This is a genomic window from Methanonatronarchaeum sp. AMET-Sl, assembly GCF_029854155.1.
Lineage (GTDB): Archaea > Halobacteriota > Methanonatronarchaeia > Methanonatronarchaeales > Methanonatronarchaeaceae > Methanonatronarchaeum.
Genome location: NZ_CP122958.1, coordinates 1013756 through 1040186, shown reverse-complemented (window position 1 = coordinate 1040186; position 26431 = coordinate 1013756). Strand labels below are relative to the sequence as shown.

Annotated in this window: 28 protein-coding genes; 7 read left to right on the top strand and 21 right to left on the bottom strand. The window is 39.3% G+C overall.

Going from position 1 to position 26431, the window contains the following annotated elements; all coding sequences use genetic code 11:
• The gene (locus tag QEN48_RS05270) at positions 1-864 is read left to right on the top strand and encodes an ABC transporter permease subunit (RefSeq protein ID WP_280107856.1); all 864 of its coding nucleotides are present in this window, start codon (positions 1-3) and stop codon (positions 862-864) included.
• A gap of 160 nt (positions 865-1024) precedes the next feature.
• Here the strand turns inward: QEN48_RS05270 and rpoP are convergent, their stop codons facing one another.
• From rpoP to QEN48_RS05210, 12 genes are all read right to left on the bottom strand, one after another.
• Positions 1025-1162 (bottom strand): DNA-directed RNA polymerase subunit P, encoded by a 138-nt coding sequence (gene rpoP, locus QEN48_RS05265; protein WP_280107855.1) that lies wholly within the window; start codon positions 1160-1162, stop codon positions 1025-1027.
• Between the two features lie 63 nt (positions 1163-1225).
• The gene (locus QEN48_RS05260; RefSeq protein ID WP_280107854.1) at positions 1226-1474 is read right to left on the bottom strand and encodes a KEOPS complex subunit Pcc1; all 249 of its coding nucleotides are present in this window, start codon (positions 1472-1474) and stop codon (positions 1226-1228) included.
• A 37-nt stretch (positions 1475-1511) separates the two neighbouring features.
• Positions 1512-1787, bottom strand: coding sequence for a 50S ribosomal protein L37ae (locus QEN48_RS05255; protein WP_280107853.1), 276 nt, complete (start codon positions 1785-1787; stop codon positions 1512-1514).
• 12 nt (positions 1788-1799) lie between these two features.
• On the bottom strand, positions 1800-2591 hold the full coding sequence (rrp42, locus tag QEN48_RS05250) for an exosome complex protein Rrp42 (RefSeq protein ID WP_280107852.1): 792 nt from the start codon (positions 2589-2591) through the stop codon (positions 1800-1802).
• A gap of 1 nt (position 2592) precedes the next feature.
• A complete protein-coding gene (rrp41, locus tag QEN48_RS05245; RefSeq protein ID WP_280107851.1) occupies positions 2593-3318 on the bottom strand; it encodes an exosome complex exonuclease Rrp41 in 726 nt (241 codons plus the stop codon).
• Between the two features lie 44 nt (positions 3319-3362).
• Positions 3363-4031, bottom strand: coding sequence for an exosome complex RNA-binding protein Rrp4 (gene rrp4, locus QEN48_RS05240; protein ID WP_280107850.1), 669 nt, complete (start codon positions 4029-4031; stop codon positions 3363-3365).
• Positions 4032-4037: 6 nt separating this feature from the next.
• Positions 4038-4739, bottom strand: coding sequence for a ribosome assembly factor SBDS (locus tag QEN48_RS05235; protein ID WP_280107849.1), 702 nt, complete (start codon positions 4737-4739; stop codon positions 4038-4040).
• A 12-nt stretch (positions 4740-4751) separates the two neighbouring features.
• Entirely contained in the window at positions 4752-5519 is a 768-nt protein-coding gene (gene psmA / locus QEN48_RS05230) for an archaeal proteasome endopeptidase complex subunit alpha (protein ID WP_280107848.1), read from the bottom strand.
• A gap of 51 nt (positions 5520-5570) precedes the next feature.
• Positions 5571-5903 carry an Rpp14/Pop5 family protein gene (locus QEN48_RS05225; RefSeq protein WP_280107847.1) on the bottom strand — a complete coding sequence of 111 codons (333 nt, stop codon included), beginning with the start codon at positions 5901-5903 and terminating at the stop codon, positions 5571-5573.
• Between the two features lie 21 nt (positions 5904-5924).
• A complete protein-coding gene (locus tag QEN48_RS05220) occupies positions 5925-6596 on the bottom strand; it encodes a hypothetical protein (protein WP_280107846.1) in 672 nt (223 codons plus the stop codon).
• 242 nt (positions 6597-6838) lie between these two features.
• Entirely contained in the window at positions 6839-7606 is a 768-nt protein-coding gene (locus tag QEN48_RS05215) for a metallophosphoesterase (protein ID WP_280107845.1), read from the bottom strand.
• A 16-nt stretch (positions 7607-7622) separates the two neighbouring features.
• Positions 7623-8450, bottom strand: a complete 828-nt coding sequence (locus QEN48_RS05210; RefSeq protein WP_280107844.1) for a hypothetical protein — start codon at positions 8448-8450, stop codon at positions 7623-7625.
• A gap of 353 nt (positions 8451-8803) precedes the next feature.
• Between QEN48_RS05210 and QEN48_RS05205 the strand changes: the two genes are divergently transcribed.
• The 3 genes from QEN48_RS05205 (at position 8804) to QEN48_RS05195 (ending at position 10540) form a co-directional block, all read left to right on the top strand.
• Positions 8804-9496, top strand: coding sequence for an RNA methyltransferase (locus QEN48_RS05205; protein ID WP_280107843.1), 693 nt, complete (start codon positions 8804-8806; stop codon positions 9494-9496).
• A 92-nt stretch (positions 9497-9588) separates the two neighbouring features.
• Positions 9589-10113, top strand: coding sequence for a 50S ribosomal protein L16 (locus QEN48_RS05200; RefSeq protein ID WP_280107842.1), 525 nt, complete (start codon positions 9589-9591; stop codon positions 10111-10113).
• Between the two features lie 4 nt (positions 10114-10117).
• A complete protein-coding gene (locus tag QEN48_RS05195; RefSeq protein WP_280107841.1) occupies positions 10118-10540 on the top strand; it encodes a translation initiation factor IF-2 subunit beta in 423 nt (140 codons plus the stop codon).
• A gap of 361 nt (positions 10541-10901) precedes the next feature.
• On the opposite strand, the gene serA is transcribed toward QEN48_RS05195, so the two are convergent.
• The 9 genes from serA to QEN48_RS05150 form a co-directional block, all read right to left on the bottom strand.
• Entirely contained in the window at positions 10902-12479 is a 1578-nt protein-coding gene (gene serA / locus QEN48_RS05190; RefSeq protein ID WP_280107840.1) for a phosphoglycerate dehydrogenase, read from the bottom strand.
• Between the two features lie 237 nt (positions 12480-12716).
• Complete coding sequence (locus QEN48_RS05185; RefSeq protein ID WP_280107839.1) at positions 12717-13562, bottom strand: TatD family hydrolase; 846 nt, start codon at positions 13560-13562, stop codon at positions 12717-12719.
• Positions 13555-14229, bottom strand: coding sequence for a ribonuclease HII (gene rnhB, locus QEN48_RS05180; protein ID WP_280107838.1), 675 nt, complete (start codon positions 14227-14229; stop codon positions 13555-13557). The genes QEN48_RS05185 and rnhB overlap by 8 nt, the downstream gene beginning before the upstream one ends.
• Before the next feature lie 113 nt (positions 14230-14342).
• Positions 14343-15521 carry an NAD(P)/FAD-dependent oxidoreductase gene (locus QEN48_RS05175; protein ID WP_280107837.1) on the bottom strand — a complete coding sequence of 393 codons (1179 nt, stop codon included), beginning with the start codon at positions 15519-15521 and terminating at the stop codon, positions 14343-14345.
• Positions 15518-15688: a 4Fe-4S binding protein gene (locus QEN48_RS05170; protein ID WP_280107836.1), complete on the bottom strand. Its 171-nt coding sequence runs from the start codon at positions 15686-15688 to the stop codon at positions 15518-15520. The genes QEN48_RS05175 and QEN48_RS05170 overlap by 4 nt, the downstream gene beginning before the upstream one ends.
• 103 nt (positions 15689-15791) lie before the next feature.
• Entirely contained in the window at positions 15792-16238 is a 447-nt protein-coding gene (locus QEN48_RS05165) for a hypothetical protein (RefSeq protein ID WP_280107835.1), read from the bottom strand.
• Positions 16239-16471: 233 nt separating this feature from the next.
• Positions 16472-17689: a DUF460 domain-containing protein gene (locus QEN48_RS05160; protein WP_280107834.1), complete on the bottom strand. Its 1218-nt coding sequence runs from the start codon at positions 17687-17689 to the stop codon at positions 16472-16474.
• 114 nt (positions 17690-17803) lie between these two features.
• Entirely contained in the window at positions 17804-18676 is an 873-nt protein-coding gene (locus QEN48_RS05155) for an RIO1 family regulatory kinase/ATPase (RefSeq protein ID WP_280107833.1), read from the bottom strand.
• A gap of 148 nt (positions 18677-18824) precedes the next feature.
• Positions 18825-19436 carry a DUF502 domain-containing protein gene (locus QEN48_RS05150; RefSeq protein ID WP_280107832.1) on the bottom strand — a complete coding sequence of 204 codons (612 nt, stop codon included), beginning with the start codon at positions 19434-19436 and terminating at the stop codon, positions 18825-18827.
• 325 nt (positions 19437-19761) lie between these two features.
• Here QEN48_RS05150 and tes point away from each other — a divergent pair, with 325 nt between their 5' ends.
• From tes to QEN48_RS05135, 3 genes are all read left to right on the top strand, one after another.
• Positions 19762-21348, top strand: a complete 1587-nt coding sequence (gene tes, locus QEN48_RS05145; protein ID WP_280107831.1) for a tetraether lipid synthase Tes — start codon at positions 19762-19764, stop codon at positions 21346-21348.
• The gene (locus tag QEN48_RS05140; protein WP_280107830.1) at positions 21327-21548 is read left to right on the top strand and encodes an LSM domain-containing protein; all 222 of its coding nucleotides are present in this window, start codon (positions 21327-21329) and stop codon (positions 21546-21548) included. The genes tes and QEN48_RS05140 overlap by 22 nt, the downstream gene beginning before the upstream one ends.
• A gap of 540 nt (positions 21549-22088) precedes the next feature.
• On the top strand, positions 22089-26387 hold the full coding sequence (locus tag QEN48_RS05135) for a CARDB domain-containing protein (protein WP_280107829.1): 4299 nt from the start codon (positions 22089-22091) through the stop codon (positions 26385-26387).
• Positions 26388-26431: the final 44 nt, after the last annotated feature.

The following is a 26431-nucleotide window of genomic DNA, read 5'->3' as shown; positions in this document are numbered from 1 at the left end:
ATGAAATGGCCTTTAATAGCTCAAAAAGATTTTATAGACGCTATTCGCTCTAAAGTATTCTTAGTTTTAGTTGCTGCCTTCATAGTTATTGTTGCCGGCGGTGTCTACACTGTTACATTAATACCTGAGGGTTTTTTCGGAGAACAGATACCTCTCACATCTGACTTTGCTTTAATTGCCCTACAATCCATATTCATTGTTTTTGTACCTTTGATTGCGTTGGTTGCGGTTTTCGATTCAATCGCTGGTGAAAGAGATTCAAACAGCCTACGTGTCTTACTTAGCTTTCCATACACACGACTCGATGTTGTATTAGGTAAATTTATTGGAAGAGCCTTAGTCGTAACAATACCAATATTAATCGGTTTCGCCGTAGCAACCCTCGTAATAATCGGTTTCTATGAAGAACTATTTATAACCAACTACCTAATCTTCATAGCACTAACAATCCTGCTTGCCTGGTCATTTATCGGAATCGGAATCGGTTTTTCAGCAGCCGCAAAAACCCGAACCATGGCGATTGGGTTAGCAGCAGGTGTATACCTACTCTTCCTAATCTTCTGGGACATCATCTACCTACTAATACACTACATCCTTAAAGGTGGAGTGCCCGGATTCGGACAATGGCCCGAATGGTTGGTCTGGCTTGACAGCATAAACCCAATCTCAGCATATGGATACCTATCCCAACACTACATCGGCCTCGAACAATTCCACGAATTCATGAACCCATTAATGTTAACAGGAAAAGATACATTACCCTTCTACCTACAAGAACCAGCCCTAATACTATACCTACTAACCTGGATGATAATACCAGTAATACTTGGATACATATACTTCAAAAAATCAGACATAACCTAAAAAAACCAGGGAAAACCAATAAAACTGTTTAAAAATCAATAACTGCTCAGATAATGAATCTGTATTGTTTATAGAGATTTTTAGAAACAGTTGTTTTGTAGGGGTATGGGGTTTTTCCTCTCCCCCACTACCTATTTTTAGTTGAAATGTTCTATATGGTTTATCTTGCTTTGACGTGTTTTGGATTGCTGCCACGTTTTTTCATTAATATTCTGTATCCACAGAATGGACATCTTACTCCGGTTCTTTCTTGGTCAAGTTCCACGTCTTCGTTACATCTTGCACATCTATATCCCATTATATTTCCTCCATTCAATCTAATTTAATTTAATTTTATATTTTTTTGTTTTTTTGTTTGTGGTTATTTTGGTTTGGTGGTTTTTGTTATTTGGTTTGTTTCTTGGGTTATCATTATCCATCGTAGCCATGAGTTTGTTGCTGCTCTTAGTGATGTTGTGTCTTGTGATTGTATGTGTAGTTGTATTTTGTTTTTTTGTTTTTTTAGTTGTATTTTTGATTTGTTTGAGGGTGAGTCTTTTATTTCTGGTTTGATTGCTTTGTATGTTGTTTCTGGGTTGTTGGTTTTTATTGTGAGTGTTAGTGTGTGCATTGTTTTTGGGGATGGGGGTTTTTTGTTCCATCCCTTTTTATTCTTCTTTTTCTTCTGTTACTTCTTTGAGTGTTCTTTTTACTTTGGCGCCGATTGGTGTTTTTGGTTTGTATGCTCCGCCTGCTGTTTTTTTGCCGCATTTTCTGCATTTCCATATTCCTGTTCCGTTTCTTTTGAGTGATTGGGTTTTGCATTTTGGGCATTGGTGTGTTGCTTTTGATTCTCTTTCTATTTCGGCTATTTTTTTTCTTATTTTGCTTCCGTATCTTGTTTTGTATCTTTTTGATGGGTCTGATTTTGTTTTTTTGGGCATTTTTGGTCACCTTTATTTTTGTATGTTGTTTTTTATTATTTGTCTTGTTTTTTCTGCTTTTTTTATGCTTGTGTCTACGACTTCGTATACTTCTTGTTCGCTCCAGGTTCCTGGGAGGCCTTTTTGCATTCCTACTATTTCGTTTTCGCTGTTTGTTATTGTTGTTAGTCTTGTTGTTCCTATCATTTCTTCGTTGTGTGTGGGGTCGAGTAGGAGTTCTCCTCCGCATTTCATGAATGTTGTGCTGACTGGTATTGTTTTTACGTCTATTGTGTTTGTTCCGGGTTCTACTTCGTATTTTTCGAATGGTATTTCTGCTGTGAGTAGTGCTGATATTGCTGCTATGTTTGATACGTCGAATAGGTTTCCGTCGTGGTCTAGTACGTGTATGTCGACGAATATCATCCAGACTTCTTCGCCTTCTGTTATGCATAGTTTTGTGAAGTCTACTGCTTCTGATTCTCGTATTCCTCGGTCTACGACTCTTGCGATTTCTGTTGCGTATTCTCCGGGTGGTCCTGGTTCGAATGTTGGGGATGCTAGGGCGTTTAGTTCTGCGTTTGTTATTAGTACGCCTTTGTCTGGTGTGTCTGGGAATGGGTCGCCGGTTTCCATTTTTATTCCGACTACGACTTCTGTTTCTCCGAGTTTGACTCTTGCTGAGCCTTCTGCTTTTTTGATTATGTCGGTTTCTATTTCTATGTTTCTTGCTTCTTTTAGGTCTCGGCCGTCTTGTCGCTGGCCTCTGCGGATCATTTCTGTTATGTGTTCTCTCTCTATTTCGGCGATTAGTTCTTCTTCCATTTTAGTTGCCTCCGTATCTTGTTTTTAGGGCTTTTTTCTGTTCTTCGTATAGTTGGTGGCATCCTTTTTTGGCGAGTTTTATTGCTTTTTCGAATTCGTTTCGTGTTAGGTTTCCATCCATTTGTAGTAGTGTTATTTCTTCGTTTTTTGGCATTATTGCTATTGGGAGGTCTGCTTGTCCGTAGTTGTCTTCTACTTCGTTTACGTCTAGTACTATTGTGTCGTCTACTTTTCCGGATGCGCAGCTTGCTATTAGGTCTTTCATTGGTATTCCTGCGTCTGCACAGGCTACTGATGCTGCTGTGAGTGATGTTGCTCTTGTTCCGGCTGCTGACTCTATTATTTCGACGAAGACGTCGATGACTGAGTTTGGGTATTTTTCGAGGAATATTGCTGATTCTAGTGCTTCTGCGCTTACTTTTGAGATTTCTTTGTCTCTTCGTCCGGGTCCGGGTCTTTTCCGTTCTGATACGGAGAAGGAGGCCATGTTGTATTTGTATCGTACTATTGCTCGGTCGGGTTCTGCTAGATGTCTTGGGTGTACTTCTCTTGGACCGTATACTGCGGCCATTATTTTGTTGTCTCCTAACTCTATGTAGCATGAACCGTCGGCGCGGTTTAATACACCGCTCTCTATGTGAACTGGTCTTAATTCGTCTGGATTTCTACCATCAACTCGCTTACCTTCATCATCTATAAAACGTTCTGGTTTTTGTTTAGTTTTCATAAAATCACGCTCTTTAATATTAAACTTTGGTTTAAGGGGGTTGGTTATTTTTCTTGTTGTTGGTTGTTTTTTAGGTATGTTTTGATTTTGTTTGTTAGGCCTGATTTGTGTGCTTCTTTTTCTATCATCTGGATTGCTTTGGTGACTTTATCGATGTTTTGTTTTTCTCCGTTGATCCAGATTCTGCCGTTTTGTCCTACGTATATTTCGCAGTCTGTTTCTCTTTTGAGCATTGATATCATGGATGCGTTTTTGCCTATTACTCTTGGTACTTTTGTTGGTGTTATCTGTGTGATTGTTCCTTGGGTTATTTTTTTGAGTTCTTTGCCGTCCATGTTTGCGTCTGCTTGCAGTTCTTTGTCGACTTCTACTATCTCGATTATTGCTGCGTCTCCGATCTCTATGTGTTGGTTTAGGTCTCCTGATTCGATGTATTCTGGGTGTAGTGATACGGGTAGTCTTGCGTCGTATGGTGAGTTTATGTCTAGGAACCAGTTGTTGAAGCTTATGTCTGTTACGATTCCTATGACTTTGTCTCCTTTTTTTGGTATGTATTTGGATTTTATTGGTAGTACTTCTATTGTGTCGTTTCTTTTGTTTTTGAATCCATATATGGTTGAGTATATGTTGTTTCCTTCTTTGTAGGTGTTTTTCCCTGGCTTTAGTTTTGTTGATATTTTTTCGCCGGGTATTACGGTTTCTCGGTGTACCATGTTTTATCAATCTCCATATGCCTTTACTTCTCCTTTTCCTTCAGTTATTTCTGCTACCAAGTTTTCTAGCTCTTTTTTGATTCCGCCTGGACATTTTATTACGCCTATCCAGGAACCGTCTTCTTGCCATTCTTCGTCTACGATTTTACCGAAGCTCTGCATCTGTCCGTAGGCTGGTCCGGAGTATTCGCCTGGTATTAGGACTGCGAATTTCTTTTGTTTGAATTTTATTGGTATGATTGGGCGGATTGCGTCTAGGGCTTCTTCTACTTGCTCGCTTACTGAGACGAATGGGTCTATGCGGACACCTGCTTCTTCCATTGATTTCTCGATTCTGTTGGGTGGGTGTGGAGCGTCGTTTTGTTGTGGGTTGACTGCGTTCCTCGCTATCCTGTTTATCACTTTCTTCTTTTTTTGTTCTTGGATTCTTTTTCTCTGTTCGCTTGTTAGTTGGATGTCTCCTTCCTTTATTATTGTATCTGTGATTTCCTGGGGATTGGTTGTATCGAAAACCTCCTTCATCATTTCATCGGAGGCTTCATCTCCTCTCGATGCGTCTTTGAAGATTTTGTCTATAGCAAGTAGTTCGTCATAATCTACTTCATCACCGTTTTTAAGTGCTAGAGCTAGGTCCGGGTCTACCAAGACCTCGAACCTCGTACCATGGCTTTCCATTCTAGCAGTTACGGCTTCATCGAGGGAGACCATAAAAAAACCCCATTACTCTTCTGTTTCTTTTTCTGTTTCTTCATCTTCTGTTTCTTCAAGCTCTTCTAAATGGCTTATGTGTTCTTTGAGTTCTTCTTCGGATAGTTTTTCAAACTTACCTGTATCTACTTTTGCTATACCGATTTCGAGTGATTCAACGGTTGGATCTTCATCCAGTTCTTTAACCAATGCTTGTAAACCAAGTGTTATTGCTTCATCTATATCTAAGTCTTCTTTATATTCTTTTTCGAAGTACTTCATGATTTCTTGTCGGTTTTCACCAATGCTGGTTGCTTTATACTCCATCATTGCGCCGCTTGGGTCTGTTTCAAACAATTTAGGAGCGTCATTGTCAACTCCAGCTATAAGTAAGGCGGTACCGAAAGGACGTACTCCTCCATACTGGGTGTAGGTCTGTAAGTGTTCACAAACCTTGGTTGTCAAGGTGTCAACACTAATTTGTTCGTTATAGGTCATCTGGTTAACCTGTGACTCAACCCTTGCCTTCTCTATCAAGACACGGGCATCAGCCACTAAACCACTTGTAGCCGACCCAATATGGTCATCAAGACTAAATATCTTTTCAATACTCCGTGGCTCAAGAAGCTCGGTGGAAATTCTTTTATCAACTATCAGTACCACGCCATCCTCTGCCTTAATACCCATGGCAGTTGTACCTCTCTTAACCGCTTCTCTCGCATATTCCACCTGGAACAATCTACCGTCCGGGCTAAAAACAGTGATAGCCCTATCATATCCCATCTTTGGACTTTGCTGCATAATTTCACCAATTAATTAAAAATAAAAACATATAAACCTAAATCTACCAAATCATTCATCTTGTTTTTGTATAAATCTTTTCTTCAGCTTCTTCATAGTCCCAGAAACACCCAAAACATCAAGACGAACCCTAACACCATCAACACGCCGCACACAAGCCAAAACACCACTCACCCTATCAACATACCCATCATAACAACCAACAACAAGAAAACGGCCATCAAAACCATAAATCCACAACCCCGACTCACCAGCCTCAACATCACCCAACAAAGAAACAGCAGTACCCCAAACCCCATGAACAAGATCACCCCTACCTACATCACCATCACAAACAACACGAACAGCCAAATACCTCCTACTCTCCCTTAAACAAACCGGCAACACCAAAAAACACCCCCAACACTAATCCTCATCATCAACAACCTCAATCCCCGGCTCAACAAAACCCGAACTACCCCCCCTCCTATTATACGAAACCCTATCCAATATAAACTCCCTAGAATCACCAAACAAACCAACATCAAAACCAAAAACACCCAACAAAGACCTAAAATCCCTAGGCGCCTTCACATCAAACCTATCCCTACACAACAACGACGGAACAACACTACACCCATACTTACCCAAAACCTCAACATCCTTCCTAAACCTACGCACCAACAAACTACGACGATAACCCCTAGAATCCAACAACTCCTTCAAATCAAAACCAACACCAACACCCCTCTCACCACACTCCCTAGCCAAAACATAATCAACAACATCCCCACCACCCAACAACAACAAATCAACCCGACCATCCAAAACAACAGCCCGATCAACATCAACATCCCCAACAGACCTCACAACAACAAAATCAACATCACCACACCCACCAACCAAACCCTTAAACTCACCAACAGAACCAGGCTCCAACAAAACACCCCAAACAACATCAACCCCAACATCCAAATCAGGCAAATCACCCAACCTATCCGGCGAAACCAAAAACACCAAACAACCATACCCCAACCTACCTGCCTCACCACCCAAAACACCAAACCCAGATCCAGAATTACACAACAACACACTCATAAAAAACAACACAAAAACAATAATACATCAAACAAATTGAAGTTTACCCAAAAAAACACCAAAAAACAACAAAAAACAAAAAAAAACCAAAAAACAACAAAAAACAAACAAAAAACCCAAAAACACCATACCCCTCTAAAAATCCCACTAATACCGAACTAACACATAACTAATTACTATTTATAATTATTACTTATAACTTATAACTACTATTTATAACTACTAAGTTATTGAGTTTTAGGTTATGGTTTGTCTTTTTTGGGTTGTGGTGTTAGTTGGCCTATGTATGTTCCGTCTAGTAGATGTGCTTTCATTTTTTTTGGGTTTATTAGTTTTTGGTTGAATAGTGGGCCTAGGAATTTGTTTTGTTTGTTGAATACTGCGCTTCCGACTAGGTTGCTGTATGCGGGTTGGATGATTATTTCTTGGTTTTTCCAGTCTATTTCTGGGTATCGGTTTAGGGTGGTTTTTTTGTTTAGTGGGGCTCGTATCCAGGCTTTTTTTCTTTGTTCTCTGCCTAAGTTATCGTTAAATTGGATTACTGGGTGGTTATGGCCGGTTAATATTTTTGGGGAGTTTATTATTTCTGGTTTTGGCCATGTATGTCCATGGACTAGGCCTATATCTTCTATTACAGTTCCTCTGTTACTATGTAGTTTGATGTCTTTATCTCTTGGTAATAGTGATTTTAGGTTTCCGTCGTGGTTTCCAGGAACTATTGAGATGGGTAGTAGATCGCTTAGTTTGTCTAGGAGTGGGGGGATTTCATCTTTTTCTTGCCATGAACTTCCTTTGACGTTGTGTTTAAAGTCGCCGAGAATTAACAACCTGTTTGGTTCTAGTTTTTTGATGAGTTTTGTGATTCTTTTTAGGTTTTTATTTGTTTGGCTTGGTATCATCACTCCTCGTTCTCTATAGGAGGTTTCAACACCGAGATGTAGGTCTGCAATTACCAGTATATCGTTGATTAATGCAGCGGGTTCTCCTGGAACTGGATTGATTGAAGCCAAAAAAACCACCTTTCTTTTAGATCAGTTTTATCTGGCCTGGCTCAGGTTCATAACAACGACCTTTCTTCAATAAATCATTTAAGGCACGTTCAACCGTTTCCTCATCATAATTACTGTTTTCAATTGCATGTTCAATAATCTCTGAATAAAGGGCTCCATCTCCATTATCCAACTCATTGATTGAGTTTTTAACAGCGATTTTAGGAGTTAATTCACTTTCATCAAACTCAACATCACTAAAAGAACTTAACCCTTCCTTAACAATCGACTGCAACTCATCCAAACCTGGTTCATAATGTCCAACGGCAATAGAGATACCGCGAGCTAGATCCTCTCGAACCCCACCTGACTCCAGATACTTAACCAACTTCTCCTGCTCCTCAATCCCAGAATCCAAAGCCATTCTAAAAGCCTTCATTCTCTCAACAGTTCGCCAAGCAGTATTTATCGCCCAATTAACCCTCGCCCGCTCATCAGTACTAGAAATCTCCTCCAACCGAATAGAACACAACAAACCACCATCATCGGTCCTATATCCATTCGCCTTACCAGTAACAGCAACATAAACAGGAGGCTCCAAACCCTCCAAAACATCACGAGCCTCAGGCTGATACCTACCAGCATAAACCTGGAACAAACCGGTCGGATCACTAACCAACCCCTTCAACATACCACTACCAGCCTCCTCAACACCAACCAAAACACCAACAACAAAAACCCTATTACAAAGCGCACCAGAAGGAGTAACCAAATAATTAGGAGCCATCTCCTCCTCAGACTCCAACCAACAACTACTTAAATTAAACTCCCTACCAAAAACACGCCAAGCTGTCTCCCTATTCATCAACAAATAATAACCACAAAAAAAGAAATAACTTTCCACCCAAAACCAAAAAAACACACTAACCAAAAAAAACTTTAAAATAAAACAGAAGCCACCATCCAACCAATACTACCTAACCCCCTTTAATAAAAAAAGTAAGTTTTTTAGAGGCAGATATAGGGGTCAGGGACGGGATGTTACATTTTTTGGTTATTAACCTGACATAAAACACTAAATCTGTTATAAAATGTATAAAACAAAAGCTGGAAAACTATATTTGTTATAGAATAATTTAAGCGAAAGTGATTTTGGTGTGGGGTTTATGTGGGTTTGTTTTTTGTAGTTTTGGGTTTGTTTTTTGTTGGTGGTTTTGTTTGGTTCGTGTTGTTTTGGTTAATCCGAAGTTTGAGGGGAATGTTGGTTTTGTGGCTAGGTTGATGGCTAATTTTGGTTATGATGATCTTGTTTTGGTTGACCCTGTTGAGTTGGGGGATGAGGCCTGGATATATGCTTCGAATGCTGGTTATATTCTTGATGATGCGTTGGTTGTTGATTCTTTTTGGGATGCTGTTGAGGGAGTTGATGTTAAGGTTGCTACGACTGGTGTTCCTGGGGTTACTGATAGTTGTCATGTACGGATGCCTTATTACAGTCCTAAGGAGTTAGGGGATCGGTTGGATGGTTTTGGTGGGGATGTGGCTTTGGTTTTTGGTCGTGAGGACCATGGGTTGCCGAACAAGGTTGTTAGGGAATGTGAGTTTGTTGTTTCAATACCGACCTCCAGTGACTATCCAGTGATGAATTTAAGTCACGCGGTAGGTATCTTGCTTTATGAACTAAGCGATTTTGAGAAGGCTGAGATACCGGTGCCTGGTCAGGAAGAAATGGATGTATTACATAAAAAAATCAACCAGGTTTTAGAGTTAATAGATTATCCAAGCCATAAGAAAGGCAAAACAAAGTTAATGATGAAGAGAATAATAGGGAGAGCAGGCCTAACTAAACGTGAAACATATACATTGCTTGGAATACTTAGAGACACAATCCGTAAATTAAAGGAAAAATAGTTAAATGGATTGGGTTTTTGGGATAAAAGTTAATAACGTTTAGGGTCTAAACTGAATACTCAGATATACAGTTTTTTATTGAGGTGTTTATTTTGGGAGAAAAATTCGGAAAAATGTATCGACAAGTTAAAGGTCAAGCTTACACTCGAAAAGAATATATGTCAGGTGTACCTGGCAACAAAATAGTTTCATTTGACATGGGGAACAGAGATGAAAAAGACAATTTCCCCGTTGAGATGTCGTTGTTATCTGAAGAAGAGGTTCAGATTTCACATAACTCACTTGAATCAGCACGTATCGCAGCGAACAGCTATCTAAACAAACAACTCGGACCAAAAAACTATTTCCTAAAACTACGTACCTACCCACACCACGTCTTGAGAGAAAACAAAATGGCAACCGGAGCAGGAGCAGACCGAGTTCAAGACGGAATGAGACTAGCGTTTGGAAGTCCAGTAGGAACAGCCGCACGAATAGACAGCGGCCAGAAAATATTCAGCGCAAGAGTAAACACAAACGACTACAAACACGCAAGAAAAGCACTAAAAAGAGCAGTAATGAAACTACCAACACCAGGCAAAGTCGTATTCGACAAAGGACAAGAACTAATCGGGTGATCCAATGTCCGAATACGAATACGAAGAACTACTAGACAAAGCACACAACGAAATCGGAGACCTAGAAAAACTACAACAATCACGATTCGAAATACCAGAAGCAGACGTATACAAAGAAGGAAACATAACAATCATAAACAACCTACTAACAATCGCAAAAAAATTCAACAGAGACCCCGACCACCTAATAAAATTCCTCGCAGACAAACTAGGAACATCAGGAAAAAAGAAAGACGAAAAAGCATCATTCAAAGGCAGTTTCTCACAAAACTACATAAACAACAGAATAAAAGAATACACACAAACATACCTATTCTGCTACGAATGCGGAAGCCCAGACACACGATTCCAAAAAGTCGACGAAGTAAAAATGCTAAAATGCGACGCATGCGGAGCAAGAAAATCACTCCAAAGCGTAACAAAGTGAAGTGACCCCTCCCCTATGAAGAGCCCTCTAAGCCTGAAGCGAGGGCCTGAAGCGAGATAACAACCAAAACCAAAAAAAAGAAATTTATTAAGTCTAGTTTAAAAATAAAACAAAAAAAAGGAAGGAGTGGCCCCAACAAACCACTCCCAAAACCAAAACCAACCAGAACAAAAACGATCTAAACCTAAAAGACTGTTGTTTATATAGAACTTATTTTTTGGTTTTCTATTCTATTTTTTTGTATTTGGTTTATGTTCTATTGTTTGGTGGTTGTTTTATTTAGTTGGTTTGGGTGGTGTATTTTTGGGGGTTTTTTGGTTTCCTGACCCCCCCATATTTTTTTGTTTTTGGGTGTTTGTGTTTAGATGTTTGTGATTTGTTTTGTTTGGTTGATTTCTGGTATGTTTTGTAGTTTTTGCATTGTTTTTTGTGGGATTTTTTCGTCTATGCTCATTATCATGATTGCTTCTCCGCCTTCTGCTATTCTGCCGACTTGCATTGAGCCGACGTTTACTCCGTGTTCTCCTAGTAGGGTTCCTACTCTGCCTATGACTCCGGGTTGGTCTGTGTGTTTTGTGTATAGCATGTTTTTGGTTAGTTTTGTTTCTATTCTGTAGTCTCCGATTTGTACTACTCGTTCGTCTTCTTTTCCGAATACTGTTCCTGATATTTTGATGTCGGTGTTGTGGTTTGTTATTTTTATGGTTAGTAGTGAGTTGTAGTCTCCGGATTCTTCTGTTTTGCTTTCTATTACTTTTATTCCTCTGTTTCGGGCGATTACTGGTGCGTTTACGAAGTTTACTGGGTCTTGTAGTATTGTGTCGAGGTATCCTTTGAGTGCTGATATTTTGACTGGTTCTGTGTTTTCGTTTGATAGGTTTCCGGCGAAGGTGATTTCGATTTGTTCTACTGATCCTTCTATGAAGTGTGCTGCGAATGCTCCCATTCTTTCGCTTAGTGTTAGGTATGGTTTTATTCGGTCGATTTCTACTGAGGAGGCTGCTGGTACGTTTAGTGCGTTTCTTACTGGTTTGCCTTCTAGGGCTTCTAGTACGTGGCTTGCGATTGATATGGCTACGTTTTCTTGTGCTTCTTCTGTTGATGCTCCGAGGTGTGGTGTTGTGATTACGTTCTCTAGTTCTAGTAGGGGTGATTTTGTTGCTGGTTCTGCTTCAAATACGTCTAATGCGGCTCCTCTGATTTCATTGTTTTTTAGGGCTTTTTCTAGTGCTTTTTCGTCTATTATTCCGCCTCTAGCTACGTTTAGGATTACTGAGTTCTTTTTCATTAACTTGAACTCTTCATCGCTAATCATGTGTTTTGTTTCGCTTGTTAGTGGTACGTGGAATGTTACGAAGTCTGCACGTTTTAATAAATCGTTTTTATCGGTTATTTCGACTCCTATTTCTCTTGCTTTTTCTTGTGATATGTAGGGGTCGAAGGCGATTACGTTCATTCCGAAAGCTTGAGCTCTTTTAGCAACCTCTGCACCGATCCGGCCTAAACCGAATGTGCCGAGTGTTTTACCATAGACCTCTTCTCCTAAAAACCTGCTTTTCTCCCACCTACCTTCCTTTAAAGACATATTGGCTTGTGGGATATTTCTCGCAGCCGATAACAATAGACCCATCGTGTGTTCAGATACGGAGACGGTGCTGGCTTCAGGTGCATTAATCACAATAATCCCTAACTCGGTTGCTTTATCAACATCTATGTTGTCAACTCCAACTCCTGCACGACCCACAACCTTAAGTCGGTCACCAGCCTCTAAAACCTCCTTGTCAACCGTTGTCCCACTCCGAACAATAATAGCATCATAACCACCGATTACATCAACCAACTCACTATGCGACAACGAAGTCTCTATATCGATATCAGCGTTCTCCCTAAGTACCTCAACACCCTCATCATCAATCTCATCACTAATAAGTATCTTCATCTATAAACCCCTTAAAATAAAACACTCGACAAAAAATAGTCCTAACCTAATTTAACTTTTAGGGAAAAAAATGGAAACCCAACCAACCCAACCAACCCAGCCATTTAAACCCCCAGTCACCAACCCTACAAAAACAACAAAACCAACAACGACAAACAATATAGTAAAATATTTTTCTTGGGGTTTTATCTTAACTCAGGTCTAAGAGACTTGTTTCTCTCTTAGGGTGAGGTCTGTTTAGGGTTTTATTTGGATGTTGTAGATTTTTTCTGGTGTGTGTTTGTGTATTTGGAGTAGTTTTTGTTTTGTTGTGTGGTTTTGTAGCCATCTGGTTCTTTTTGGTATTGTTTTTGGTCCGAGTACTGCTCCGGGTCTTTCGGGGTCGTCTATGTAGTCGGTTTCCATCATGAAGTTTTGTTTGTTTTTTAGTGCTTTTTTGAGGTTGTCTTTGAATGCTACTATTGATGGTGTTATTTGGTTATCTGGTTTTTGGTGTTGGTTGGGGTTTGCGAAATGTTGTATTACTTTGTTTTCTGGTAGTTTGGTTTGTTTTATGGTTTTTTGGAGTTGTTTGGTTTTTTGTTGGTTCATGGATTCGGTGTGTAGTTGTACTGGACAGTCTATGTCTGCTGCTTGGTTAAATGCATGTTTCATTATTTTGTTTGATTCCTCCATGATCTGGGGTTTTACGTCGTAGTGCGGTCTTCCGACCTCGCCTATGGCTATTGCTTTGTTTTCTTCCACGTACTTTCTAGCCGTTGTGATTCCTTGTTTCATCATCTCACTCGCTTCCTCAAGGGTCATTCCCATTCCAATCCATTTGGTTAGTTCTGCTGGATGTACGCCAAGAACATTATATACTTGGATGTCTGTTTCTTGCATAGCTTTATTTGTTAATTGGATTGCTTTTTCGTATGCCGGTTCATACCCAGTTTGACGGGGGTCGATGTTGTAGTTCCATGATGGAAGTGATACATGCATTATGTGCGTTCCACCTGCTCGTTCAAACTCCTTTACAGCTTCAACTCCCTTTCCATCAGGCCTTAAATGCATATGGTTATCAAGAATTGGTAATTCAGTCATCATAATCACTTAGGTTTTTTTGTTTGTATTTCTTGAGCAAGCGGGTAGCTGTTTTCCATGACCTCCTAGTGTTAGGTGGTAGATCTCCTGTCTTTTTTAGGTGGTTTTCGATATACCTGATTGTGCGTTTGTCATGTGGATATCCAGTACCAATCACCCGACCCGTCTTTTTTTCTAGTTTTTTTATTTCCCGGTCTCTCTGAACCTTAGCTAGAATTGAGGCTGCAGAGACAACCGGATATATATCATCTGCTCCATGTTTCGATATAAACTCCTTATCGCTATCCAACTCTCTCTGGATTTTATCTGCAAACCTATCCTCATTTACATCCGCAGCATCCAACAACGCAACATCAAAATCTATTGGTTTAAGGGCTTTTGTAAAAGCCTTAACCATAATGTCGTTCATAGTCATCACACGCCGCAACTCATCGATCTGTTCAGCAGTTACAGAAACAACATTATAATCAATGGATTTTTCTTTAATTTTCCGTTCCATCGAATCTCGAACCCTTTTATCGATTTTCTTAGAATCCCTAAGACCCAAACCACTAAAGTCATTAGGTGTTTCCCGATAGTTCCCACTACTTTCCACTATAACTGCGGCCACAACCAACGGCCCTATTACTGGGCCCTTACCAGCTTCATCAACTCCAACAACCAACATAAAAACCCTCCTCTCCCAAAAAAAGAGAGGCTCAAATCACAAAAAAACTCCCTACAGAAAATAAAACCAATAACAATGAAAAACAAAAAAAATAAGAAGTGAGTGAGGGGTGGTTAGGGTGTTTTTAGTATTTGTTGTATTTTGTCTTTTACCCAGGGGTTTTTGACTGCTATTTTTGTGACGAGACCTGCTACTGAGAGTTCGTCTATGTTGACGTTTTCTAGTGATTTTATTAGGCTATTGAATTTTTGGTTTTCGAGTTCTTGGAAGATTTCTTTGAATTTATAGTATTTTTGGTTTTCTTTGGCTATTTTTTGTCTTTTTTGTTCGTATTGTTTTAGGCCTTGTTTTGTTGTGTTTTCGTTGTTTATTGCTTTTTCTGCGGTTTCTGCTGCCATTTTACCGGCTTCCATTCCATTGATGATTCCTCCACCGGTTATTGGGTTTACTTGGCGTGCTGCATCTCCAACCAACATTACGTTGTCACTGGTAAGTTCTTTGAGTGGTGCGGATACGGGTACTCCACCATATACCTCTTCTATTATACTGCCCTGGCTTAACTCAGGATTGTTTTGAATAAATTCATCTAGGTGTTGGCTGGCCCGTTTATCTGTTATTGCCGGGGATACTCCTAATCCTACGTTTGCTTTGTTGTTGCCTTTTGGGAATATCCATGCATAACCACCTGGCGCTACATCTGTACCTACATAGAAATGTGTGTAATCCAGGTCAACATCTATATCGGTAATCAAGTATTGTGCACAGCTCTGTATATCCTCGAGCTTTAGGTTGGTTGGAATACCTGCAAACCGGCCGATACGGGATTCAACACCATCTGCACCAACTACGATTTTAGAGCGAACTGTCTCTAAATCACCATTTCGCTGTAAATCTACTTCAACAACACCATTCTCTCTAGTTAGGTTGGTTGCCCTGGTCCTTAACCTAGTTTCCGCTCCAGCCATTCCAGCTAACTTAAACAACTCTCGATCGAAAATCTTTCTCTCAAGAATATACCCAACCTCATCACCAGCATCCTCATCACTCATCTCAAGATAACGACCTTCTGGTGAATGTATCCGGGCTCCAACAACCTCTTTAGAAAGAAACTTCTCATCAACATCAATAAAATCTTCAACCCTCTTACCAACACCCTCAGCACAACGAACCGGAGTCCCAACTTCCTGACGCTTCTCAACCAAAAGAGTATCCAAACCAAGTTCAGAAGAATAACGCGCAGCAGAAGCCCCAGCAGGACCACCACCAACAACAACTACATCATACAAACTCACACACCCCCCACAATAGCACCAAGGGGACAAGTATCCTCACAATTACCACAATCGATACACTCACCAACAACCTCGACCTTATACCCCACTAAGTCGAGAGCGTTCTCCGGACAAACACCGACACAAGCACTACAATGTCCACAGAGCTCATTGTCAACTTCAATCATCAACAATACCATTGATAGAATACAACTATAAAATTTTAGGAAAAAACAACCCCAAAACCACCAAAACCCAAAAAAACTAAAAATTAAATTTAATAGAAAAAAGTTATTCAAGTATGGTTTTTAGTTTGGAGAGATCCTTATTGATGACCTCTGGATTCATTACCTCTATCTCATCTTTATAGGGTAGGTTTGGTATTGAGTTCCATAGGTAGATAGGTTTGTTTAAGGCGTGGGCATAACCCATCTCTATTAACACATTCCCACCAATATAACCTTCCACACCATCTTTAGTTAAGTTCAAAACCAATATAGCGTCCGACTCTTTAATTTCATTAAAATAATAAGTTAAAGGATCAAGTTTACGAGCCCTATCAACGATTTCACCACTCTCTTTTTCATGCAAAATACGTTCAAGCGATACATCCCCATCTAAAATCATCTCAGAAGTCTTAGGAACAACAACCTCCAAACCCAACCTCTCAAGACTACGCCTAACCTTCCCAATCTCCCTAGTAAAATCCAGCGAACCACACAATACAATCCTATCCAAAAATACCAAAACCACTAAACTATATACACAAAACAAAATCAACCTTCACCAAGAAATTACTTTTCCCGCCCCACTCTCCCTACCTAACTATTGTTGTTTATTCTTGTTTTAATTGATAGTCTTCAGAATATTAGTTAAAAAACCATTTTTTTGGGAATCGGGATATTTCTATTTTCTTGCTTTCTAGATTTTTTTGGGTTTTCTAGATAGTAGGGGTTTTTGGTTTTTTGTGTTTAGAGTTCTATGTCTTTGTCGTGTCCGTATTTTTCTTTTAGTGATTCTAGTTGTTTTTTCTTTTGTTGTTGTATTTGTTTTTTGGCTTTCTGGATTTTTTGGTTTATGTGTTTTTTTGGTGCTGTTACGTAGTTTCCGTGGTCTTTGATTTGGTTGGTTTTTATTATTGGTGTTTCTTTTTCTTGGAATTTTTGTTTGGCTGGGTGTGATAGTTTTCCTTTGTGTGCGATTGCTTTTACTTTGGATAGGCGTTCTGCGTTTGTGCTTCCTCCGCCGCTTGGGTCTTTGATGTAGATTATGTCTCCTTTGTTTATTCCGATTCCTTGTTCGAGTTCTTTGATTTTTTTCATTGTGAATGAGGGGAGTTTTTTCATTACGGTTATGTTTTCTTTGTTTCTGACTTCATCGATTTCTTCTGCGTCTTGTAGTTTGTTTTTTAGCCATTGGACTCTTTGTTTTTCTTCTTTTAGTTCTCGTTCTAAACTGTTTATTTTTTCTTTTTTGTCTTCTACTTCTCTGGAGGTTATTGCGTGTAGAAATCGTTTGCTTTTGATGCGGGCTAACTCGCTTTTTAGTTCGGTGATTTCTTTTTCTTTATTTTCTTTTTCTCTACGTAGTTTTCTACAGGTTTCCTGCAATTCCCGGACCTTTTTCTCCAAACCCCGGATACGTTGATTGACCTCAGGGTCAAACTCCTGTTCCTTTTCCCTTTTATCCTCTTGTTTTGGTTCTCTTAGTTCATCTATTGCTTCACGTAAACTATTTCCCTTTAATACTAGTCGTTTTGCTTTTCGCTCGTTAATGTCACTGGGGATATTACTTTCAACTCGCTGCAATTTAGATTTCATAGTTTTATAAGCTTTGATAGCTGCAGCAAGAGCGTCAACCTGATGTTTATCACTACAACTATACTCTCTAACCAAATCCCTTTTAACTTCTTGTTTTAAACTGGAGTCAGGGACCCATAAAACAGCATCTAAAACAGTACTTAATTGTTCAACAAAATCAGGAGCTGGAGAAACATCAGTAGCAACAACAACGACATTACCTAAATCAACAACAAACTCAACAACATCATTAAAACTCAAATCACGAGCAGAACAAACCTCAACCAACTCTCCATCCAAATCCAACACACCAATACCAGTCGTAGTACCAGGATCCACACCAACAAACAAATACTTACGCCTAACCACAACAACCCAACCCAAAACCAAACAAACTAATCAACCACAAACCCAAACCACCAAAATCATAATTCACTATATATGATAATTCACCAAAATAACTATTCAGATTAATAATCAATCGACCCTAACATACCTTTATTTTTATTTTTGGTTTGTAATTGATTTATAGATTTCTTCTGGATCTTTTTTTATTTGGTATTTTTTTTCAAAATATTTTGTTATGTTCTTTATATCTCTTTTTAGGTAGTTATCTGCTTCAGGGTGGGTGGTTTGAACGGCTTGAGGCCAGTCGATGATTCTTAAATCATCTTCAGCAATATGGATGTTGAATTCACTTAAATCTCCATGAACAACCCCAAGGTCATATGCTTTCTCAATCTCTTCATAAATTATCTCTAAAATAAACTGGGGGTCGTTATCCAATTTAACACGACTTAGTTCCCGGCCCTCCAACTTCTCCATTGCAATTAAATGACGGTTCCAACTAATTGGCTCCGGAACCCTCACCTCACCAAACAACCGATCTAGATATTTATACTCTCTTTGAGCAGCTAACTTCGCGATATAAAGTTTACTATAATGCTCTCTATCTCCTAAATAATCTCTAGAACGCCTTATATCTCTAAAACTAACCTTGCCCTCACGATGGAACTTTAAAACAACCTCCTCACCATCAATCAAAGCACTATAGACCTCAGCCTCCTTACCAACCCCCAACTCACCACCCAACGAATCAACAACACCACGACTAACAAAAACATTCAAAGCCAAAACATCATAACCATTATAACTCAAACGAAAACGAACCCGATCCATACCTCTACGCTCAACCAAACCCAAACCACCAACCCTACCCAAACGAAACTCAACCTCATCCACAGGCAAACCACTAAAAACAGAAACATCCCTAACAGGAACCCAATCCCTAGTCTTCATCCCCTCCTCAACACCACGCAACACCCTAAAATCATCCTTCTCCAAAGAACCAAACTCACGAATAAACCTATCAACCATCAACCAAACAAATAACCCCAAAAACACAAAAAACCCACACCCCAACAAAAAAACAAATAAAACCACCAAAAACCCATTACCTAAAGCTTTATATTTAAAGCCCTGTTACGAACGGACCTTGTTATTTATGTGGTTTTTCTGGGGTTTTTTATTTTTTGAGTTTGTTTTCGGCTTCTTCCGGAGGTACAAAGCCACCTGAAATTATTAACCGAATCGCCTCATCAACCTCCATATCAAGAAACATCAACTCACTTTTAGGAATGAACAACATATAGCCCGAAGTAGGGTTAGGTGAGGTTGGGACATAAACACTAATCACATCTTCATTAGTCATCTCCTGTATCTCATCCAACTCAGTCCCAGTTATCAAACCAATCGTATACAAACCTCTACGAGGATACTCCAACAAAACAACACTTTCAAAATCATCTCTCGCAAACATTGCCAAGGTAATCTGCTTCAACCCACCATACAACTCCCGAACAAACGGAACCCTCTCAACAACCCTATCAAAATAATACAACACCTGATATCCAACCAACTCACGAATCAACAAACCAACAAAAACAATAATAAAAAAAGTAAACAACAAACTCATACCAACAACAACATACTCACCAAAAAACACCTCAAAAGTCGGCCGCAAAATCCTATCCAAAGTAATAAAAATCCACCAAAAAACAAAAACAGTCACAGCTAAAGGAACAACAGCCAAAACACCCGTAACAAAATACCCCTTAAAACGCTCCCACAAACCCAACAAAAACACCAACCAAAAAATAACCCCACACACACAAAACAATTACCACCCAACAAAACAAAAAACCCAAACAAACAAAATTAATCCATAAAAAAAGACTCCAAAAATATAAACCTAAATATTTCCCTAGTAATAACTATAATTAACCAATCTATGGTTGAATAAAGTATCATAACGCTGTTTAATGGTGTTTAGTCGGTTGTGGATAAGATTTTTAGTGTCTAGAATCATAGTATAGAGGAGAGAGGATTTTCTCTCTAAAAGTTATAATGTTTGTGTTTTGTTATGGATCTTTGATTTGATTTATTGATAATGGAGGGGTGTTTTGCTCCCTAAGAAAACTAAGTCTATCTGTCCGGAATGTAAAGAAGTTGTTGACGCTGAAGTTAGGTCAGTTGATGGTGAAGTATATATATTTAAGGAGTGTAGTGATCACGGAGAGTTTAGTGATGTTTATTGGTCGGATCGTGAGATGTACTTGCGTTTTCAAGAATATTGGTATGATGGTCGGGGAATAGATAACCCACAGACTGAGGTTGAGGATGGATGTCCAAGTGACTGTGGCATATGTCCATCACATAAGAGTCATACCGCGCTTGCAAATATAGACTTGACCAATCGATGTAACTTGAGTTGTAGTTTTTGTTTCGCCCACGCGGAAGCTAGAGGTTATGTATACGAACCAAGCTATGAAACAATAGTTGATATGCTAGAGACGCTTCGAGAGGAAAAGCCGGTTCCAACGCCAGCAGTACAGTTTTCAGGTGGAGAACCAACACTAAGAGAAGACCTCCCCAAAATAATTAAAAAAGCCGATGAATTAGGTTTTGTCCAAAAACAGATCGCAACAAACGGAATTAAACTCGGAACAGAGCCAGAGCTCGCTAAAAAACTCAAAAAAGTTGAATTAAGCACCGCATACCTACATTTCGATGGCCTAACAGAAGACGTGGAGCCCTACATAGATATCAAGAAAAAAGCAATCGAAAACTGTCGGGAAGCCGGGTTAGGAGTAGTCTTAGTACCAACCATAATAAAGGGGAAGAACGATGACCAACTCTACGACATCATCAAATACGCATCAAAAAACGTAGATATAATACGGGGCGTGAATTTCCAGCCAATAGCTTTCACCGGAGCAGCCTCAAACAAAGAAAGAAAAAACAAACGAATCACAATACCAGACCTCGCCCAAACACTCGAAAAACAATCCAACGGAGAAATACTTAAAAAAGATTTCTATCCAGTACCAAGCATCATAGCAATCTCAAAAGTCGTAGAAGCCTTCACCAATAAACCACAAGTCGAGTTCTCAAGCCACCCCAACTGCGGAGCCGCAACCTACCTATTCATCACCGAAAACGGCATACAACCAATCAACAGATTCGTAGACGTAAAACAATTCTTCCAAACACTAAACAACCTAGCAAAAGAAATAAACAACGGCCTAATATTCCAACTATCAGACAAACTAGGAAAAGGAAGAGCATCAAAAACAACAGAAAAAATCGGCCAAACAAAAGCAATAACAAAAGCACTACACAAAATAAACAAAACAATCGACAAAGAAAAACAACCAAAAAACCTAAACTTCTACAAAAAAATCAAACGAATATTCCGAGAACAAAACTACGACGCAGTCGGAGACTTCCACTGGAACACACTATTCATCGGAACAATGCACTTCCAAGACAACTACAACTACGACATAGAAAGAGTAAAACGATGCGTCATACACTACGCAACCCCAGACAAAAAAATAATACCATTCTGCGCCTACAACAGCGGCCCCACATACCGACAACAAATAGAACAAAAACATAGCATACCAATAAAAGAATGGAAAAAACAAAAAGGAAAAATAAAAAAATACAAGGAGGAAAAACCAAAATGTTCCCAAACGAAAAACTAAAAGAACTAATAAACAACAAAATCCGAGTCGAAATGAAAGAACAAAACTTGTTATTAGAAGGCAGGTTAAAAGCAGCAGACGACTACATGAACATACACCTAGAAGACACAAAAGAAATCAAAAACGGAAAAGAAAAACGAGCACTCGGATCAGTAATACTCAGAGGAAACAACATAATATACCTAGAAAAAACCCAGTAACAACCTCCCCTAAGGAGAGGTCTTAGCCCTGAGTCGAAATAAACAACAAAACAAACAACAAAATAAAAAAGGAAGAGGAGGATAAACCAACCTCTCCAAACAACCCTTTTTTACTAAAACTAATTCTCTACCAAACCTATTTTCCCTAAAACCAAATTTAAATAATAAGATACTTCTTCAATAGTTAATTGAATCTCGGTTTTATCTTTTTATGGAATCTAAATTATTTCTTTATTTAAGGTATTTTGGGGGTTTTTTCTTTTTGGTTTTTGGTGTTATTTTGGTTTTAGTTACCATAAATAATATATCACATTAGAAAGTCATAAGTAGATGGGCTAAAAGTCAACCATAATGCCCTTGATAATGGAGGGGATGGAAAGGGAAACCGATGAATAACGGTCTACCCAACCAAAACGATTTCTAGTTTCATAAAAAACTTAATAGACCAGATATTGGTTTCTAAAGAACTAATCCCATTATCTTTAAGTTGGTTGAATAGAGAAATATATGAATAGAGAATTAAAGGAGGTAAAAATTAAAATGGATATTACAAGTAAACGAATACTAACAATCGCAGTAACCGCCCTACTCATACTAGCGGCATTCGGAGCAATCGGAGCAACAGCGGTAGCTGAAGAAACCAATAGCTTTGAAATAGTAATAACAGATACAAATGCGCCAATCGACGAAAATGAAGACCTTATTGTATATTATACAGTCGAAAATACAGGTGATAATACTGAAGAACAAACAATAGAGCTATTGAACTTCGCGGGTGATGTTGTTGACAGCGAAAATGTAGAACTCGATTCTGGTGACTCGGAGTACTTAACTTTAACTTGGGCAACTGAATATGGCGATGCAGGTACTGGCGACATAACTGTCCAGTCAGAAGATGACAGTGATACAGAAGAAGTAACAATCGAAGCAATAGCAAGTTACTATGTAGAAATAACAGATACAAACGAACCAATATATGAAACCCAAAACCTTGATGTAACAGCTACAATAGAAAACCCAGGTAGTGCCGATGGTGCCGAACAAACAATAGAGCTATTGAACTTCGCGGGTGATGTTGTTGACAGCGAAAATGTAGAACTCGATTCTGGTGACTCGGAGTACTTAACTTTAACTTGGGCAACTGAATATGGCGATGCAGGTACTGGCGACATAACTGTCCAGTCAGAAGATGACAGTGATACAGAAGAAGTAACAATCAGCGCAATAACAAATGTCGTGGCTGACGATGTTAAAGTGGCTACTGCTTACGAGGATGCAACTTGGTATTCTGAAGATGAAGTCAGTGAAATCAATGCAGGAATAGACAAAATTGAGGATGTTGATGAGATAGAGGTTACAGTTGAACATACTGATAGTGAAGAAAATTGGACTGTAACCCTAGAATGGAATGAAGAAGATGATTATGTTGGTGATTTCCATCCTGAAAAAGCCGGTGACCACGAGATAACACATGTAGATGGAGTCGAGGTTAGTAACGGAGAAACTTTTGAAGTTGCTCCTTATACAGCGCTTTCAGAGCATGAGGTGATGTGGAACGATGATGTAACTCTCGACTTAGAGTTCTATAAAAACGCTGATGGAGATAAATTAACACAATCTGTTGATTGGGAAGTTCTAGACATTTCAAGTGAACAGATTGACTATGGTGACACGGCCACTGGTAATGATATAACCAGCTTTACTGCCGACTCTACTTATGGTGACTACCTAGCTGGACACTACCTAATTAAAACACAGGATTTAGAAGCGAATGTGTTCGCTGACGGGTATACGGTTCTACCAGTAATAGTAGACATCGAATCTGATGCAGAGCAAGAATACGCTTATAATCCAGCAGAAAATAAACCTTGGTCTGGAACTCTATTAGATGCCGAAGGTGAACCAATAACAGATTACGGTGTTACTTTAAACCATGAATTAGAGGGATTAGTTGAAAGTGATTTAACTAATAAAGACGGTGAATGGACAGATCAATTCACTCCATTTGATGCAGCAACCTACAATATAACAATATTAATGCAAGTATTCGATTATACTACCAACGAAATTGACGATACAAGCGGCTATGAAAACATTAGTGATAACATTGAACAGTTATCGTTTAATGTGATAACTAATGAGGATGCTCTTGAGGTTGATGTAACGCCTACAAGTGCTTTGTCTCTTATTGAAGAGAAAGAGTTAACACTTAATATCTCTAACTTCGATGATTTTGTTGGCGACTTCGGTATTCAAGATGAAGCTAAAGTGTTCTATGTGCTTGAAGGAGTAGCCATGGATGTCGAGGAAAATAATGATTATACAATAATCACAAATAAGACAACTGATGTTGATGAGTTGGGTATCTATTCAGAGAAAGATGACGATGGATATTACACAACGCTCGTACTAGCAGTCGATGACTTCGATGCAGACTTCAATGGAGATGTGATTGATCCAGAACTAGAGTTTGATGTTACTTTCGTTGATGAAGGTACACTTGATGTAACCGCTTACGTTGAAACCCAATATTTAGACTTCGATGCGACAATGAATGTCACTGAAAATAAAATAGACTTGCATGGTGTAACGTCAATTGATGTCTTTGAAGCCGATGATGTAAATGCAATTGATGAAAAAATGGAGATAAACGGTATTGACATTTTAGATAAAGAGATACCAATAACAGTACTACCAACAAACACTATAATTGAAGATGATGACAGAGTAGTATCACAAAATGGCGAGTATAATCAAGCTGAGAAATACGAGTATAAGTTTACTCTAGTTAACAAAACTGGAGGAGACATCGAATTTGAAGGTACATCTGCAACCCTAGAAGAAGTAGTTGTTGAAGGAGCAGGAATATCTGCTACTTACGATGGATACGATGATGAACTCTGGACAGAGAATGGTAATGAGTTTGTATTGGAGTTAGCACCTCTAATAGAAGATGACCTTACGATTACAATGAAGGTTAATGTTTCCGGTGATATCGTAGAGCTTGAAAGACAATTTGAAGTTAAAGGGATGTCTGGTGACATAACACTTGACGGAGACGAACTTGACTCAGTTAACTGGGGTGACGCAGAAGAACTCATACTCCATCTAACCAGAGAAGATAGCAACATTAACAACGCATTAGTCACGGTTTCACAAGAATGGGGAGACGATGAATTCCTACTTGAATTCGATGGAACAGTTGACACTACTGACGCTGGACTCTATGAATTCGAACTTAACGAAACAATATGGAACAACATAACAACAGGTGAGCTCAACATATCAGCATACCTCTACGATAAAGACGATAACGTTAGACTAGCCTACTACGATTCAGTTGAAGTTGAAGCACAAGATGCCTTTGACATAGATGTCGAACCAAGCGTAATTACAACGGGAATGGAGATTGACTATTTCAATATAACCATCACTGAAGACGGCGAACCTATAACCGACTTAGTTGAAAACGCAGATGACTATGACGTCGAGCTTGAACTTGCCTGGGAAGAAGATCTATGGGTACCTATAGATGAAGATAACATCGAAGAAATTAATGCAACAGCAGGCGAATACCAGATCCAACTTGAAGAATATGAGTGGAATATATACAATAAAACAGGTACCTATGGAATAGCAGTTGAATACGCTGAACAGAAAGGTGGAACAGGAACATTCGACGCTGAACTACCAACAGTTGGATACACAATAGAAGCCTTTGACAAAGATGGCGAGCTCTACGCAACATTCGAATGCATGGATGAATTCATTGCAACGGCAGAATTTGATAAACAATACAATGTAACAGTATGGGCTGAAGACGTACATGGCGAAGCAATTGAAGGAAGTATAATTTTAGTTAACTCAACAGGAGACCTACTAAACCACACATTCATTGATGACTGGGAGGACAGTACAGATATTCAATCACTAAGCTTAAATGAGTCTGGTATGGCTGAATTTACATTCACACCAGAAGAACCCGTAGAAGTCATGTGGCAAGTTCTCGGTTTGGACCTTGAAGACGATGAAGAAGTCTTAAAAGAAATTGCTGACATTTTCGAAGCAGTCGAGGAACCAAAACTTGTTGCAGACATACCAAGCGTTGAGATGACTGAACTCTATACTGGTGTAACTTCAGAGATTGTGGATGATAAACCAGAACTCGATGTACTTTATGAAGAGCGGAATGAAATCAGGTTCTTGATAGGTCCAGCAGATGACAGAGACGCACCACTAGACCAGAAAAAGATAGTAATTGACACAGGAATCGAAGCCGGAACAGTATCCGGAACATCATCATTCAGCGATGAACACGATGGACAGACACTAACACTATCCGTAACACCTAACGTACTCGGAGACCACAGCTCAAATGTTTACATTGGAGACAAAGACGACACAGCAACAAAAATAATCGATCATAATGAGATAGCTGGATATCTCAACAGCTATGAAATCACTGACGTAACCAAGGAACTTGAACTCGAGATAGTAACTGATGAAGACGATTGGGTTGAAGGAGAAGACATAGAGTTCAGAGTTACCGCTGACGGTGAAGCTGTTGAAGATGCAACTGTCTGGTTCAACGATGAAGAAGCTACAACCGATGAAGACGGATACGCAACACTAACATTCGAAGAAGCAGGAACATTCACAGTAACAGCAGAAAAAGACGAAGTAACTGACTACGACGCACAAGAACACATCAACTACGAAGACGACACCGTTGAAATAACAATCGAAGAAGTACCAGGCTTCACAGTACTACTCGCACTAATAGCATTACTCGGAGCAGTAGCAGCCCTCTTCCTAAGGAAGAGAACACAACAAAGCTAAAACAAAATGGGTCCTAACCGACCCAACCCAACTCTTTTTTTTAT

What these genes read in the sequence shown, in the direction of transcription:
- QEN48_RS05270 (WP_280107856.1), top strand. Translation starts at nt 1, where the DNA reads ATGAAATGGCCTTTAATAGCTCAAAAAGATTTTATAGACGCTATTCGC.
- rpoP (WP_280107855.1), bottom strand. Translation starts at nt 1,162, where the DNA reads ATGGGATATAGATGTGCAAGATGTAACGAAGACGTGGAACTTGACCAA.
- QEN48_RS05260 (WP_280107854.1), bottom strand. Translation starts at nt 1,474, where the DNA reads ATGCACACACTAACACTCACAATAAAAACCAACAACCCAGAAACAACA.
- QEN48_RS05255 (WP_280107853.1), bottom strand. Translation starts at nt 1,787, where the DNA reads ATGCCCAAAAAAACAAAATCAGACCCATCAAAAAGATACAAAACAAGA.
- rrp42 (WP_280107852.1), bottom strand. Translation starts at nt 2,591, where the DNA reads ATGGAAGAAGAACTAATCGCCGAAATAGAGAGAGAACACATAACAGAA.
- rrp41 (WP_280107851.1), bottom strand. Translation starts at nt 3,318, where the DNA reads ATGAAAACTAAACAAAAACCAGAACGTTTTATAGATGATGAAGGTAAG.
- rrp4 (WP_280107850.1), bottom strand. Translation starts at nt 4,031, where the DNA reads ATGGTACACCGAGAAACCGTAATACCCGGCGAAAAAATATCAACAAAA.
- QEN48_RS05235 (WP_280107849.1), bottom strand. Translation starts at nt 4,739, where the DNA reads ATGGTCTCCCTCGATGAAGCCGTAACTGCTAGAATGGAAAGCCATGGT.
- psmA (WP_280107848.1), bottom strand. Translation starts at nt 5,519, where the DNA reads ATGCAGCAAAGTCCAAAGATGGGATATGATAGGGCTATCACTGTTTTT.
- QEN48_RS05220 (WP_280107846.1), bottom strand. Translation starts at nt 6,596, where the DNA reads ATGAGTGTGTTGTTGTGTAATTCTGGATCTGGGTTTGGTGTTTTGGGT.
- QEN48_RS05210 (WP_280107844.1), bottom strand. Translation starts at nt 8,450, where the DNA reads ATGAATAGGGAGACAGCTTGGCGTGTTTTTGGTAGGGAGTTTAATTTA.
- QEN48_RS05195 (WP_280107841.1), top strand. Translation starts at nt 10,118, where the DNA reads ATGTCCGAATACGAATACGAAGAACTACTAGACAAAGCACACAACGAA.
- serA (WP_280107840.1), bottom strand. Translation starts at nt 12,479, where the DNA reads ATGAAGATACTTATTAGTGATGAGATTGATGATGAGGGTGTTGAGGTA.
- QEN48_RS05185 (WP_280107839.1), bottom strand. Translation starts at nt 13,562, where the DNA reads ATGACTGAATTACCAATTCTTGATAACCATATGCATTTAAGGCCTGAT.
- rnhB (WP_280107838.1), bottom strand. Translation starts at nt 14,229, where the DNA reads ATGTTGGTTGTTGGAGTTGATGAAGCTGGTAAGGGCCCAGTAATAGGG.
- QEN48_RS05170 (WP_280107836.1), bottom strand. Translation starts at nt 15,688, where the DNA reads ATGATTGAAGTTGACAATGAGCTCTGTGGACATTGTAGTGCTTGTGTC.
- QEN48_RS05155 (WP_280107833.1), bottom strand. Translation starts at nt 18,676, where the DNA reads ATGGTTGATAGGTTTATTCGTGAGTTTGGTTCTTTGGAGAAGGATGAT.
- QEN48_RS05140 (WP_280107830.1), top strand. Translation starts at nt 21,327, where the DNA reads ATGTTCCCAAACGAAAAACTAAAAGAACTAATAAACAACAAAATCCGA.
- QEN48_RS05135 (WP_280107829.1), top strand. Translation starts at nt 22,089, where the DNA reads ATGGATATTACAAGTAAACGAATACTAACAATCGCAGTAACCGCCCTA.